Source organism: Altericroceibacterium endophyticum, assembly GCF_009827595.1.
Lineage (GTDB): Bacteria > Pseudomonadota > Alphaproteobacteria > Sphingomonadales > Sphingomonadaceae > Altericroceibacterium > Altericroceibacterium endophyticum.
Map to the genome: position 1 here is coordinate 445,585 of NZ_WTYT01000002.1, position 14,070 is coordinate 459,654.

Consider the following 14,070-nt stretch of genomic DNA (forward strand, 5'->3'; position numbering starts at 1 on the left):
AGCGCAACCGAACGAGGCGCGTGGTGTGCAGTATTTCGTCGCGCATGAAGAGGACGCACGGCGAACCATCGAAGGCTGCCGTCGCGGCACTGTGCGCGGTGCCGAATGCACGAATGCGGAAGAAGCGATCATCAAGGTTGAGGCGGAGGAGCGGCGGCGCCGCTATTTGGGCGATTGAGCGCGGATTTCGCCGCGCGTCGATGTTTGGCAAATCCGCGGTCGGTCGCCATGAATCGCGTGAGCATTGGCGCGACAAGCTTCTCCGGCGGAACAGCATCACCGCGGGTCTCGGCCGCCAACGCCGCGGCATAAGCAGTCAAATCGCGATGCACGGCTGCGGGAAGCTCGATGGTCAGCTTGACCGGCTTGTCATCGACCAGCGGCCCCAGTTTGAGTTTCGTCATCGCATCTCTCCGACGGGCTCCAGGATCAGGTCGCGCGTCAAAATCACGCGAAGCGGATGACCGGGCCGGATGGTGAGCGTCGGCTGGATATTGAGCTGTCGATCGACGATCCGTTGTCCGGTCTGGTTGATGGTGTCCTGACTGCCCCGCCGCAGCGCGCGGATCAGATCGTCATCACCGTCCGCGCCGAGTTCGGCACCGACGCCGAGCAGTGTCGAGATGGCGGCGGCGCGGAGCAGAATGCCCCAATGCTGGTTCACGCCGTCCTGCAGACCGGCGAACCCGGCACCGTCTGCGGCGGGCTGACGATCAAGCGTGATCGAACGGCCGCCGGGTAGGATTAGCCGGTCCCAAGCGAGCAGCATGCGGGTCTGCCCGGCAGCGATATCGCTGTCATACTCGCCGATCAACCGCGATCCTTGCGGGACGAGAAGGATACGGCCGGTCGGACTGTCGTAGACGCTGGCGGTCACCTGCGCAGTGATCTGTCCGGGAAGATCAGAGCGGATACCAGTAATGAGCGCGGCGGGTATGATGCTGCCAGCCTGAAGAATGTTCGGCGATGCGGGCGTTGTCAGCCGTTCAGCGCTCGCAGTTCGCGGGTCGGACGTGTGCTCTAGAAATGCGCGCTTACCGGCCACATTGCTCTGCGGTGCAGCTGGAGGCTGCAGCCCGGCACCCGGGATTGCGTGAGCGACCGTCAGGCTCGGGAGCGGCGAGTTAGCTGCCGAAGCTCCAGCTCCATCGAGAAATACATTGCTCGTGCGCGCAGCGTCACGTTCTTGTTCGGCACGTTGACGAGCGGCTTCGGCAGCTTGCGCGCGTGGATCAGGCGGGAGCGCCTGCGTGCCGACCGGCGGAAGCGGCACGTCTTCCCCACGTTCCTGAGCTGCGACGATCGGCCCACCAAGATCGCCGGGAAGCGGCGGACCGAGTTGAGGCACTTCCGCATAGTCGCGCGGACCCGAAGTAATTGCTTCGGCTTCGGAGCGGCTCTCGGTGTTGTAAAGTTCTTCCGACGCCCGTTCGTCGGCAGGCAACAGCGCATAAATCAGCGAGCCGCCGATACCGAGGGCAGCGACCCCGCCGATAACGGCAAGCGCCTTTCTGGAGAGACGCACCACGCGCGGTACATCACCGCGCAGTTGAAAGGGACGCGGATCGGCAGGCGCTGGTGGGGGAACGTCGTGCGCCGCATCCGGCTCGATTCCCAAGGTGTCGGATTCCTCGCTCATCGCCGCCGCTCCCGTCCGTCGTCGCGAAGAATCCGCACGCGCTTTTCACTGCGACGATCGCCCAGACGCAGTTCGGCGGCGGCAAACAGGCGGTCGACCACCATGTAGCGGCCTCGCACGCGGTAATTGACGAGTTCGGCATCGCCCGCCGCGCCCGTCACAAACACCGGCGGCATTTCGCCCTGCGCGATCCCCGCAGGAAATTCGATGAACACCTGCCGTCCGTCGTCGAAGGCGCGCGAGGGTTTCCAAGGCACGCGGTCACCTTCGATCCGATAGCGAAAATTGAGCGCGGACAGGTCCACGCCGCTCGCCACCGGCGCGACGGAGGCCGCTGCCGCATTAGCGCTGCGCAGCGCGATCAACTCGTCCTGGGGATAGCTCCACGAGACCGACGCCATATAGGTCGAGGGCGTCGCGTGCAGCTCGAGATGGTAGGTGCGCCGGTCGGTATTGACGACGAGATTGGTGGCGAGATCCGGACGGGTCGGCTTGACGAGGATATGGACGCGCGCTGCGGGTCCGCTGCCGCTTACCGTATCACCGATGATCCAGCGCACCGTATCGCCCGCTGCGACCGGTCCCGGCCCGACCAGTTGTTCGCCTTCCTGCAAGGCGATGTCGGTCACCTGCCCGGGCGCTGTATAGACCTGATAAAGCGCGCCGTCCGCCCAAGGGTAGAGCTGGATCGCGTTGAGGAACCCATCGCGCACCGGCTGCATGCGCGCGGCATCGTTGGCATCGCCGATGCGGCGGCGCGGATCGGCGGGTTCGGGTTCCAGCTCGCCGTCCGGCACCGGTTTCAGTTGCCCAGGCAGTGGCAGCGGTTCGGGGATCGCGACCACCTCGACCGGGCGCGGCGGTTCGGGCGCGAGCGTCGCCTCGATGGTGCGTGGCGGATCGACGTAGGCGATGTCCGGAATGTCGGAAGTAGTGGCGCAACCGGCCAGACCGAGAGCTCCGGCGAGCAGCGCTGCGGGGGCAGCGCGGTGGGTTAAAGCTTGCGTCATTGCGACAGCTCCTTCGACCAGTTGAGGGCGTTGACGAATATGCCCAGCGAGTTGGCGCGCAGCGCATCGGGGGTGCGCGGCGGCTGCACGGTGATGGTCAGGATCGCCGACCAGCGTTCTGTCGCGGTGAGGCTTCCGTCCTGATAGCGGCGCTCGGTCCATGCGACGCGGAAGCTGTCGGGCGAAGCGCGGATCACGCTGGAGACTTCGATCGCGACCTGCACCCGCCCGACATCGGCGAAGGGGTCGTTGGCGCGGGCGTAATCGTTCAACGCGAGCGCCCCGCGATCGGTGGTGAAGTCGTAGGCTCTGAGCCAGTTCTGCCGCACGATTACCGGATCGGCGGGGACCGAACGCACCTGCTCGATGAAGCGCGCGAGATGAAACGCGATCTGAGGATCGGACGGGCTGTAGCCGGCTTCGGCGGGCGCAACCGCCTGCGCCTGCCCGAGCGCATCGACCTCGACCACCCAGGGCACGATATGCCCGCGCAAGGATTGCCAGACGAGCCCGCCGGCGAGCGCGCCCGAAAGAGCAAGCATGCCGAAGAAAGCTAACCGCCAGTTCTTCGCCTGCACGCGCGCGGAGCCGATGCGATCATCCCATACCTGCGCCGCGCGCTGATAGGGCGTGACCGGTTCGGGCGTTTGGCCGTAGCGGATGGTGGGGCGTCGGAACATAAGGCTCAATCCTTCTCTCTGACATCGACCGACGCGCCGCCGCCTCCGCCGTCGCCGGAGCGCAGCGTGTGAGCGGCGACCGTCGCGCCGTGAGTCATTGTCTGGCGGCGCTTCATCGCGGCCGCCCAGGCGGGCTGTACGTCGGGGGACAATGCGGCGCCGGTCGCCTCGCCCGAGATCGTCGCACCAGCGGCGGTCGCACCGGCACGGCCCCCCGAACGGTAGCTGTCCTTCAGGGACGACGCGGCCTTGCGCAGGGGCGAGGTGGCTGCGCCAAGCGCGGCCTTGCCGATGCCCGCAGCTCCGCCCGCCACCGCCGCACCACCGCTCTTTCCGGCCGAGCCGAGGGCATAGGCGCTGCTCGCAGCACCAGACGTAAAGGCCGCGCCCCGCGCCGTTCCGCCTGCCACGCACGCAGCGGCTCCGGCACCGATGCGTGCGGCAGCCGCCCCGCCGACAAGTGCGCCGCCGGCTGCGAGCGCCGTGCCAGCCGCCGCACCCGCGCCCAGCGCCGGGCCGCCCGAAACTATGCCGTTGGCGATCGAGGGGCCGAAGATTCCGAGGCCGAGCAGGCAGAGCGAGGCGAGCACGATGGTCATCGCGTCCTCGATCGTCGGCTGCGCGCCGCCGAATCCTGCGCGAAACTCCTCGAACAGCGTGGAACCGATGCCGACGATGACCGCGAGCACGAGCACCTTGATACCCGAAGAGATCACCAGCCCCAGCACGCGTTCGGCCATGAAGGCGGTCTTGCCGAACAGGCCGAAGGGAATGAGCACGAAGCCGGCGAGCGTCGCGAGCTTGAACTCGATGAGCGTGATGAAGAGCTGGATCGAGAGGATGAAGAAGGCGAGGATGACGAACAGCCAGGCGATTAGCAGCACGGCGATCTGGATGAAGTTCTCGAAGAAGGCGACCCAGCCCATCAGGTCGGAAATGGACTCGAGGATCGGCTGTCCGGCGTCGAGCCCGACCTGTGCGACGCGCCCGGGCTGGAGCAGTTCCGCGGCCGAGAAGCCGGTGTCCGACGCCTTCAGCCCCAGTCCCGCGAAGCTCTCGAAGACAATACGCGCGAGGCTGTTCCAGTTGCCGATGATGTAGGCGAAGACGCCGACGAAGAGCGTCTTCTTGATGAGACGCGCGAGAATGTCGTCATCCGCACCCCAGGTCCAGAACAGCGCGGCCAGCGTCACGTCGATAACGATCAGCGTGGTGGCGATGAACGCGACCTCACCGCCGAGCAGTCCGAACCCGCTGTCGATGTAGCTAGTGAAGACATCGAGAAAGCGATCGACGACGCCGGTCCCGCCCATGTCAGTTGCCCTCCGCCGTGGTGTCGTCGATGCGTGCCATCGGCCGCGCGCCGGGGGCGAGGAAACGCCGCCGGTTCTCGGCCCAGGCGCGCATGCAGTCGCGATCATCGGCGCCTGCGGCACCGAGCGCCTGGCAGCGGCGCAATTCGATCAGCAAAGGATCTATTCCGGAAGCCACCACCTCGGCGACGGGCTCCTCGCGCACAGGCTCGGGCGCGCGGCTCATCTCGATTGCGGTCATGGTGATCGCGATGGCGACGAAGATGATGGCGCCGATGCGCGCGAGGAGCTTGGGTTCCACGGATCTTCTCAGTCTCGGAACATGCGGGCGTTGCCGGGTTGGTAACCGGTGCGTGGGGTCAGGAAGCGGCGGAGCTGCTCGCGCGCCTGTGCCTTGGCGGCAGCGCGCTCAGCCATGTCGAGCGCCTGCGCGCGGCCCTGCGCCGCCATCAGCGCGGTGACGTCAGCAAGCTGCTGCGACTGGAGCGCGACGAGCTGGTTGCCCGCCTGCGCCGCCTGAAGCGCACCGGTTGCCGACTGGCTCGCGGTGACGAGCCGTTCCAAGCTGGCACGCGATCCGTCGATATTGCCGACCACGCCCGCCTGGACCTTGAGCGCATCCTCGAACGCGGCGACGCTGGTCCGCCAGCGGCCTTGCGCGTCGGCGACGAGTTGCCGGTCCGAGCCGGACAGGTTGGTGCCACGATAGCTCTGGGCAAAGGTCTGATCGATTTGGTGGACGTCGTAGGCGAGCCGTTGCGCCTGCCCAAGCAGTTGCTGCGTGCGCTGGAACTGGGTTTGCACTTCCTGGAGCTGGCTCAGCGGCAGCGCGGTGAGATTGCGCGCTTCATTGAGGAGCGATTGCGCCTCGTTCTGGAGGCTCTGGACTTGGTTGTTGATCTGTTCGAGCGTGCGGGCGGCGGTCAGGACGTTCTGCGCATAGTTACTGGGATCGTAGACGATGCCGCCGAACTGCGCGTGCGCGGGCGTCGTAGCGGCGAGGCCGAAAACGCTCGCGGTTGCGAGAACGCCGGCCATGAGAGCACGGCGCAAGAGAGGCGATTTCATATTTTGGGTTCCTTTTCGGAGAGCGGGCGCAGGTCTTCCCGGCCGGGCGCCGCCAGAGGGGTTTCGGATGTGGGAAGAAGATCGATCGCCCAGGCGCAGCCGCGGTGGCGCAGCCATTCGGCGGCAAAGGCGGACGCTCCGTGGGTCTCGGTGATCTCGGCGATGCGGAGCTGGTCGGCTTTCGACGAAGCGGCGGCGAAGGCGAGCGCAACCTCGCCCATTCCCAGTTCGAACAGCCGGTTGCCGCGCCTCGACTGGCAGTAATAATCGCGCTTGGGCGTCGCCCGGCTCAATATCTCGATCTGGCGGGCATTGAGCCCGAACCGCTCGTAGATCGCCGCGATCTGCGGCTCGGCCCCGCGCTCGTTCGGCAGGAAGATGCGCGTCGGACAGCTTTCAATGATGGCCGGCGCAATGCTCGACGTCTCGATATCGGCGAGGCTCTGCGTGGCGAACACGACGCTGGCGTTCTTCTTGCGCAGCGTCTTCAGCCATTCGCGCAGCTGCGCAGCGAAGGCGGGGCTGTCGAGAACAAGCCAGCCCTCGTCGATGATGATGAGCGTTGGCGAACCGTCGAGCCGGCCTTCGATCCGGTGGAACAAGTATGACAAAACGGCGGCGGCCGATCCGGCGCCGACCAGACCCTCGGTCTCGAAGGCCTGAACCGACGCCTTGCCGAGACGCTCAGCCTCGGCATCGAGCAGCCGGCCCCATGCCCCGCCGATGCAATAGGGCTGAAGCGCCTGCTTCAATTGCTGGCTCTGGAGCAGCACGGACAGGCCGGTGATGGTGCGCTCGCCGATTGGCGCGGAGGCCAGCGAGCCGAGCGCAGACCAGATATACTCCTTTGCCTGCGGATCGACCGCGACGCCTTCGGAAGCAAGGATCGCCGACAGCCATTCGGCCGCCCATGCGCGCTCTGCCGGATTGTCGATCCGCGCGAGCGGCTGGAGCTGCACGCCTTCGCCAGCTTCGTCGGCGAGCATTCCGCCGAGATCCTGCCAGTCGCCGCCCATTCCGAGCGCGGCGGCGCGGATGCTGCCGCCGAAATCGAAGGCGAAGACCTGGGCATTCTCATAGCGGCGGAACTGCATCGCCATCAGCGCGAGCAGCACAGACTTGCCGGCGCCGGTCGGCCCGACGATCAGCGTGTGGCCGACATCGCCGACATGAAGGGAAAACCGGAACGGGGTCGAGCCTTCGGTCTTGCCGTAGAGCAAGGGGGGAGCGCCGAAATGCTCGTCCCGTTCCGGCCCCGCCCATACTGCTGACAGGGGGATCAGGTGGGCGAGATTGATGGTCGAAATCGGAGGTTGGCGAACATTGGCATAGGTGTGGCCGGGCAGGCTTCCAAACCATGCCTCGATGGCGTTCATGGCTTCGGGGATGACGGTGAAGTCCCGACCCTGGATGACCTTCTCGACCAGCCGCAGCTTCTCAGCGGCGATGGCGGGATCGCGGTCCCACACCGTTACGCTCGCGGTGACATAGGCCATGCCGGCATAGTCGGCGCCCAGCTCCTGCAGGGCAGTGTCTGCGTCAGCCGCTTTGTTCGAGGCGTCGCTGTCGTGCAGCGTCGAAGCCTCGTTGGTCATGATCTCCTTCAGGATCGCTGCGACCGATTTGCGTTTGGCAAACCATTGCCGCCGTATCTTCGTGAGCAGCCTGGTCGCATCGCTCTTGTCGAGCATGATGGCGCGGGTGGACCAGCGATAGTCGAAGGCGAGGCGATTGAGTTCGTCGAGCAGGCCGGGAAAGGTCGCGCTCGGAAAGCTGGTGACGGTCAGCGTGCGCAGATGATGCTCGCCCAGCTTCGGTTCGAGCCCGCCGGTGAGTGGCTCGTCGGCGAGCAGCGCGTCGAGATGCATCGGAGTTTCCGGCACACGCACGCGCTGGCGCCGGGTGGAGATCGTGCTGTGGAGGTAGGTCAGCGTTTCGGCATCATCGAGCCAGCGGACCTCCGGCACGAAGCCTTCGACCAGATTGAGGATGCGGTCGCTACGATCGGTGAAGCTCTTGAGCAGTTCCCAGGGATCGACACCGCTGGTAGATCGGCCCTCATAGAGCCAGCTCTCGGCTCGTGCCGCTTCCTCTGCGGGCGGCATCCACAAGAGCGTTAGGCAATACCGGCTCTCAAAATGCGATCCCTCTTCCCGGAACTGCTCACGCCGTTCCATGTCAACCAGCGCCGAGACCGGATCGGGAAAATGGCTGTCTGGATAATCGAGCGCAGGCCTGCGCTGCGCCTCGACGAAGATCGCCCAGCCCGAACCGAGGCGCCGAAGCGCGTTGTTCAATCGTGCCGTCGTCGCCACCAGCTCGGCGGGTGTGGCGCTATCCAGATCAGGGCCGCGGAAACGGGCCGTGCGCTGAAAGCTGCCGTCCTTGTTGAGCACGACTCCTTCGCCGACCAGCGCCGCCCAGGGCAGGAAGTCGGCCAGATGCGCGGCCTTGCTGCGATATTCGCGCAAGCTCATCATGGCTGCATCCAGGTTGGATAGCGTAGGTGCCGGCGTGCTACGTCGACGAACTGCGGATCGTGCCGTGCGGCCCAGACGCTTAGCGCGTGGCCAATGATCCAGATGACGATGCCTGCGATCCACAGGCGCAGGCCGAGGCCGATTGCGCCCGCCAGCGTTCCATTAACGATGGCGAGCGCGCGCGGCGCGCCGCCCAACAGGATCGGTTCGGTCAATGCACGGTGGACCGGCGCATGGTAGCCCGGGATCGGCTCACCGCTTTCCATCACACCAGCGCTCCACCGCCGAAGCTGAAGAACGACAGGAAGAAGCTCGATGCGGCAAAGGCGATCGACAGGCCGAACACGATCTGGATGAGTCGGCGCGCGCCGCCCGACGTGTCGCCGAACGCCAGCGTCAGGCCGGTGATGATGATGATCATCACTGCGATGATCTTCGCCACCGGGCCTTCGATAGACTCGAGGATGGACTGAAGCGGCGCTTCCCACGGCATCGACGACCCGCCGGCGTGAGCCGGAACGGCGATAGTCAGCGCAAGAAAGCCGGCGGTCGCTGCGAGCATGGCGCGGTCAGCGCCATGTCTGAGGGTATGGTTCATTGGGGATCTCCAAGGTTAGGGGATGCGAGAGAACTCAGGCGGTAATCGCCGGTGGCGGGGTCGAGCCCTTCGACGCGGGCCAGTTCGGCCAAGCGGCGGCCATGACCGTCGCGGACGAGGACAGCGACGAGGTCAATGGTCTCGGCGAGCAATGCGCGCGGGACTGTAACCACGGCCTCCTGGATAAGCTGCTCCATGCGCCGCAGCGCACCGAGCGCGGTGCCGGCATGGATGGTGCCAATCCCGCCGGGATGGCCGGTGCCCCAGGCTTTCAGAAGATCGAGCGCTTCGGCGCCGCGTACCTCGCCGATGGGGATGCGATCGGGGCGCAGGCGTAGCGACGAGCGGACAAGATCGGATAGCGAGGCAATGCCATCCTTCGTTCGCATGGCGACGAGATTTTGCGCGGCACACTGCAATTCGCGTGTGTCTTCGATCAGAACGATGCGGTCGGTGGTCTTGGCAACTTCGGCAAGCAGCGCATTGACCAGTGTGGTCTTGCCGCTGCCCGTGCCGCCCGCGACGAGAATGTTGGCACGCGTCGCAACGCCCTCGCGCAGCACCTTGGCTTCGCCCGCCGACATGATCCCGGCCTCCCCATAATCGTCGAGCGTGAAGACGGCGACGGCGGGCTTGCGGATCGCAAAAGCTGGTGCGGCGACGACTGGCGGTAGCAGACCCTCGAAACGTTCGCCGCCTTCGGGCAGTTCTGCTGAGACGCGAGGACACCTTGCATGGACTTCGACGCCGACATGGTGTGCCACGAGGCGGACGATCCGTTCGCCATCTGCCGCACCAAGCGTCATGCCGGTATCGCTGATTCCTGCGCCGAGCTTATCGAGCCACAACCGTCCGTCCGGGTTCAGCATCACCTCGATCACAGCCGGATCTTCGAGCCAGGACGCGATCGATGGCCCAAGCGCCGTGCGCAGCATCCGTGCACCGCGCATGTTCGCTTCGGATCGGATCGATTGGACGGTCAAGGTTCGGCCCCTGTAAGCGTGCCGGGCGAACTGCCGCCCGGCTGTCGGGGCACATCAAGAGAGCCAGAAAAGGCCCGCGCGCAACAGAATGTTGGCGACGTAGTACAGGCGGCGGCTGTTACTTACGCAGGACGAATTTGCGTTCGCTATGAGCGCTTCAGTTCAATGAGTTGTTCGCAGATTTGGCGAATCATTCACTGGCGGTTTTTGAGGCGAGTTGCTGACTGACGAGTTTCAGGTGGCGAATGAGCAAAGCGGACCTTTCGCGTTTGGCGAAAGCTGAGCCGGAAGGAGACTGTCTGCTTTTGACTGCCAAGCGCAGTATGCTGCCCATTCGGATGCGAACTGCCGCGAATTGTCGGCTCGTCGTTTCTCGTAGCTGCTTGGCGCATTCCTATTTGCTGCACCTAGCTTACACCTGTTTTCGCAGGAAAAGATGTTCTCCGATGAAGACAACGGCGATCCCCAGTGCGGCATAGAGGACGATCATCGCGTCACTCTGCAACTTAGTCCAGGTGAAGGCTCCCAGGACGACCAGATCAGCCGCCAGTGCTGCCAGCAGGATCTCGGCGCGCGCCCCGATCTCCTTGCGCAGGTTCCGCAGCACGCCCCAATGCACGAGCATGTCCATGACCAGGTAGAAGAAAACCCCTAGGGCAGCGATACGGGAAAGGTCGAACAGGACGGCCAGGACCCCGGCAACCACCACTGTATAGACCAACAGGTGGCTGCGCAGGCTGCCTTTCATCCCGAAGTGGCTGTGCGGGATCATCTTCATCTCGGTGAGCATTGTCAGCATGCGGGATACGGCGAACACGCTCGCCACGACGCCGGAAGCGGTGGCGGTAACAGCGATCACAATCGTGAACCAGAACCCGACGCGGCCAAGCGCGGGTTCGGCAGCAGCCGCCAGCGAGTAATCGCGTGCCGCCACGATTTCGTCGATGCCAAGGCTCGCTCCCACTGCAGCTGCAACGAGAAGGTAAGTCACGACGCAGATGCCGATGGCGATCATGATCGTGCGCCCGACATTGCGGTGCGGGTCAACGATCTCGCCGCCGCTGTTTGTGATCGTCGTGAAGCCCTTGAATGCAAGGATCGAGAAGGCGACGGACGCAACCATACGTTCCCATCCGAATTGGCCTATCGGCTCGGCAAAGGCTCCACCCGAAAGCCCGCTCACCCAGAGCGCGGCGATGGCGAAGACCGCGATACCGCCAATCTTGATCGCAGACATGACGATCGAGACCATGCTCACCGAGCGATTGCCCGAAGCATTAACGAGATAGGCGAACACGATCAGCGCCAGGGCCAGTGCCGACTGCAGCAGGCCATTGTCCTGCATCTCTAAGGGACGCAGCGCGTAGGTGGCAAATGTGCGCGCGACGAGGCTTTCATTGATCACCATTGAAAGCGCCATAAGCAGCGAAGCCGCAGCGGCTACGGTGCCAGGGCCGTATGCCTTCTGCAGGATCATCGCGATGCCGCCTGACGAAGGCCAGGCGTTGGACATCTTTATGTAGCTGTAGGCGGCCAGCGCAGTGACGATGGCACCGGCGATGAATGACAGCGGGAACAATGGTCCGGCGAGTTCGGCGATCTGTCCGGTGAGGGCGAATATACCCGCGCCGATCATCACGCCGGTGCCCATGGCGACAGCGCCGCCGAGCGTTATGCTTTCCTTCTCTTCCGATCCGCTGTGTGAATGCTCACCAGCACTGTGGCTTTGGTGTTCGTCCGTCACAGGTTTGTTGTCCGCAACCGCAGGGAGTTGAGGACCACAGAGATCGAAGACGCACTCATCGCAAAGGCAGCAAACATCGGACTGATGAGCATGCCCATGACCGGATAAAGCACCCCCGCGGCAACGGGCACGCCGGCAGCATTGTAGATCAGAGCAAAGAACAGGTTTTGCCGGATGTTGCCCATGGTCGCCTGGGCAAGTCGGCGGGCGCGAACAATCCCGTCGAGATTGCCCTTCACCAGAGTGATGCCCGCGCTTTCGATCGCAACATCCGCGCCGGTGCCCATGGCGATGCCGACATCGGCTTGTGCCAGTGCCGGGGCATCGTTCACCCCGTCGCCTGCCATGGCCACCCTGGCCCCGCCATCCTGCAATTCGCGAATAATGCGAGCCTTGTCTTCGGGCAGGACGTCGGCGCGGATTTCGTCGATGCCGAGCCGTGCGGCAACCGCCCTGGCGGTGCGTTCGTTGTCGCCCGTCGCCATGATGATGCGCAGGCCAAGCGCGTGCAGTGCCTTGAGCGCGTCAGGGGTGGTTTCCTTAACCGGGTCAGCCACGCTCACGAGTCCGGCAATCGCCCCATCGATCGCTACGAACATCACAGTTTCGCCTTCGTCACGGCGCTGGTTGGCCTTTTCGACCAGATCACCGGCGGCCAGGCCAAGGTCTTCGATCATCGCCTTGTTTCCGAGCGCTACCGCGTGCCCATCGACCTCGCCCTTCACACCCTTCCCGGTGACCGCCTCGAACTCCCTCGCCTCGACCAGGGAGATGCCTCGCTCCTCGGCACCATTCACGATGGCTTCTGCCAGGGGATGTTCGGAGCCGCGTTCAAGCGATGCGGCCACTCGCAATACTTCCTCTTCATCCTTTCCCGGCTGGGGCAGGACGGCCACAAGCTTCGGCTTGCCCTCGGTCAGCGTTCCGGTCTTGTCCACGATCAGAGTGTCGATCTTCTCGAACCGTTCCAGCGCTTCGGCGCTCTTGATCAGCACGCCTGCCTGCGCGCCCCGGCCAGTGGCGGTCATGATCGACATGGGAGTGGCCAGGCCAAGGGCACAGGGACAGGCTATGATCAGCACGGCGACCGCGGCGACCAGGGCATAGGCCAAGGTGGGTTCTGGTCCCCAGATGGCCCATGCAATGAATGCAAGAACGGCGATACCGATCACCGCCGGGACGAACCAGCCGGCGACCTTGTCCGCATATTTCTGGATCGGTGCGCGCGAACGCTGCGCGGCTGCAACCATCTCGACGATCTGCGAGAGCATGGTGTCCGATCCAACCCGCTTGGCTTCGATCACAAGGCTGCCAGTGCCATTGATCGTGGCCCCGGTAACGGAATCGCCGGCGACCTTCTCGACCGGAACAGGTTCGCCCGTGATCATGCTTTCATCGACGGACGACCTCCCATCGACGACTTCGCCATCGACCGGAACCTTGTCGCCCGGTCGCACGCGCAGGCGGTCTCCCACATGGACGTGTTCGAGCGGGATCTCCTCCTCGCTGCCATCAGCGCGGATGACCCGCGCGGTCTTCGCCGCAAGGTCGAGGAGCGCGCGGATCGCCTTGCCGGTACCCTCGCGGGCGCGCAGTTCCATGACCTGCCCCAACAGGACCAGCGTCACGATAACCGCTGCTGCTTCAAAATAGACCCCGACATGGCCTTCCGCATCGCGGAAGCCATCAGGGAAAATATCGGGCGCGATCACCGCGACCACGCTGAACGCATAGGCTGAGACCACACCCATGCCGATCAGCGAGAACATGTTGAGATTGCGCGTGCTGAACGAGTTCCAGCCCCGGACCAGGAAGGGCCATCCGCACCACAGCACCACAGGCGTGCCGAGGACCAGCTCGATCCAGACGGTGGTGCGTTCCCCAAAGACCTCGCGAATGCTGGAGAGTCCGACCAGCGGCCCCATGGTCAGGACCAGCAAGGGGACAGTCAAAATCGCGCCAACCCAGAAGCGGTGCGTGAAATCAACGAGTTCGGGATTGGGACCTTCCTCGACCATTGTGGCCGATTCCAGTTCCAGCCCCATGCCGCATATCGGGCAGGAACCCTGTTGCGTCTGCCTGACCTCAGGGTGCATGGGGCAAGTGTATACCGTTCCTTCGTATCCTTCGGGGACGATGTCATAACGCCCGTCGCTTGGAGCATCTTTGTCAGCTTGATGACTGCAATGCCCGGCGTGTTCGTGATCGTGGGCCATATCGGGGAGCTCCTCGACTCCGCGCGGTCTCAACCGGCGCGGCGACTGAAATGGTAAAACAACGGCACCAGCAGGATTGCAGCAAACCAGCCATAGATGACACTTCCCACGGCTCCGGCGATGAAGCCGGAAGGGGTCAACCACTCGAACCCCGGCAAGAGTGGTGCCCAAGCGCGGTGCATGTGCATCTGATCAGGCGCCACCATGCCGAAGGCGATGCAGACGAAGTAGGTGATCAGGAGGAACGGGCTTAGCGTCCAGCCCCAGGTCCTGATGCTTTGGCCAATTGCGGATTTCGCCATTGTTCTTCTCCTCCTCGATCTGCCTTGGCGGCGTCAG

14 protein-coding genes are annotated in these 14,070 nt (G+C 64.5%); all 14 read right to left on the reverse strand.

The features are described 5' to 3' along the window. Positions 1 to 131: 131 nt before the first annotated feature. The 14 genes from GRI91_RS06065 to GRI91_RS06130 all read right to left on the reverse strand — a co-directional run bounded on the left by GRI91_RS06065 (position 132) and on the right by GRI91_RS06130 (position 14,033). The gene (locus GRI91_RS06065; RefSeq protein WP_160735720.1) at positions 132 to 404 is read right to left on the reverse strand and encodes a DUF2274 domain-containing protein; all 273 of its coding nucleotides are present in this window, start codon (positions 402 to 404) and stop codon (positions 132 to 134) included. Further along, positions 401 to 1,639 (reverse strand): TraB/TrbI/VirB10 family type IV secretion system protein, encoded by a 1,239-nt coding sequence (locus GRI91_RS06070; RefSeq protein ID WP_160735721.1) that lies wholly within the window; start codon positions 1,637 to 1,639, stop codon positions 401 to 403. Before GRI91_RS06070 ends, GRI91_RS06065 begins: the two co-directional genes overlap by 4 nt. Next, entirely contained in the window at positions 1,636 to 2,649 is a 1,014-nt protein-coding gene (gene trbG, locus GRI91_RS06075; protein ID WP_160735722.1) for a P-type conjugative transfer protein TrbG, read from the reverse strand. Before trbG ends, GRI91_RS06070 begins: the two co-directional genes overlap by 4 nt. Then, positions 2,646 to 3,329: a conjugal transfer protein TrbF gene (trbF, locus tag GRI91_RS06080; protein WP_160735723.1), complete on the reverse strand. Its 684-nt coding sequence runs from the start codon at positions 3,327 to 3,329 to the stop codon at positions 2,646 to 2,648. Before trbF ends, trbG begins: the two co-directional genes overlap by 4 nt. Positions 3,330 to 3,334: 5 nt before the next feature. Next, entirely contained in the window at positions 3,335 to 4,642 is a 1,308-nt protein-coding gene (gene trbL, locus GRI91_RS06085; protein ID WP_160735724.1) for a P-type conjugative transfer protein TrbL, read from the reverse strand. 1 nt (position 4,643) lies between these two features. After that, positions 4,644 to 4,943 (reverse strand): putative entry exclusion protein TrbK-alt, encoded by a 300-nt coding sequence (trbK-alt, locus tag GRI91_RS06090; protein WP_160735725.1) that lies wholly within the window; start codon positions 4,941 to 4,943, stop codon positions 4,644 to 4,646. 8 nt (positions 4,944 to 4,951) lie between these two features. Then, the gene (trbJ, locus tag GRI91_RS06095) at positions 4,952 to 5,710 is read right to left on the reverse strand and encodes a P-type conjugative transfer protein TrbJ (protein ID WP_160735726.1); all 759 of its coding nucleotides are present in this window, start codon (positions 5,708 to 5,710) and stop codon (positions 4,952 to 4,954) included. Continuing rightward, positions 5,707 to 8,190, reverse strand: coding sequence for a conjugal transfer protein TrbE (trbE, locus tag GRI91_RS06100; protein ID WP_160735727.1), 2,484 nt, complete (start codon positions 8,188 to 8,190; stop codon positions 5,707 to 5,709). The genes trbJ and trbE overlap by 4 nt, the downstream gene beginning before the upstream one ends. Next, entirely contained in the window at positions 8,187 to 8,456 is a 270-nt protein-coding gene (locus GRI91_RS06105; RefSeq protein WP_160735728.1) for a VirB3 family type IV secretion system protein, read from the reverse strand. Before GRI91_RS06105 ends, trbE begins: the two co-directional genes overlap by 4 nt. Continuing rightward, positions 8,456 to 8,788, reverse strand: a complete 333-nt coding sequence (locus GRI91_RS06110) for a TrbC/VirB2 family type IV secretion system protein (RefSeq protein ID WP_160735729.1) — start codon at positions 8,786 to 8,788, stop codon at positions 8,456 to 8,458. Before GRI91_RS06110 ends, GRI91_RS06105 begins: the two co-directional genes overlap by 1 nt. Beyond that, positions 8,785 to 9,771 carry a P-type conjugative transfer ATPase TrbB gene (gene trbB / locus GRI91_RS06115; protein WP_160735730.1) on the reverse strand — a complete coding sequence of 329 codons (987 nt, stop codon included), beginning with the start codon at positions 9,769 to 9,771 and terminating at the stop codon, positions 8,785 to 8,787. Before trbB ends, GRI91_RS06110 begins: the two co-directional genes overlap by 4 nt. A 412-nt stretch (positions 9,772 to 10,183) precedes the next feature. Continuing rightward, positions 10,184 to 11,422, reverse strand: a complete 1,239-nt coding sequence (locus GRI91_RS06120) for an APC family permease (RefSeq protein ID WP_160735957.1) — start codon at positions 11,420 to 11,422, stop codon at positions 10,184 to 10,186. A gap of 89 nt (positions 11,423 to 11,511) precedes the next feature. Further along, entirely contained in the window at positions 11,512 to 13,731 is a 2,220-nt protein-coding gene (locus tag GRI91_RS06125) for a copper-transporting P-type ATPase (RefSeq protein WP_160735731.1), read from the reverse strand. Between the two features lie 29 nt (positions 13,732 to 13,760). Continuing rightward, on the reverse strand, positions 13,761 to 14,033 hold the full coding sequence (locus GRI91_RS06130; RefSeq protein WP_160735732.1) for a DUF5676 family membrane protein: 273 nt from the start codon (positions 14,031 to 14,033) through the stop codon (positions 13,761 to 13,763). Between the last annotated feature and the right edge of the window lie 37 nt (positions 14,034 to 14,070).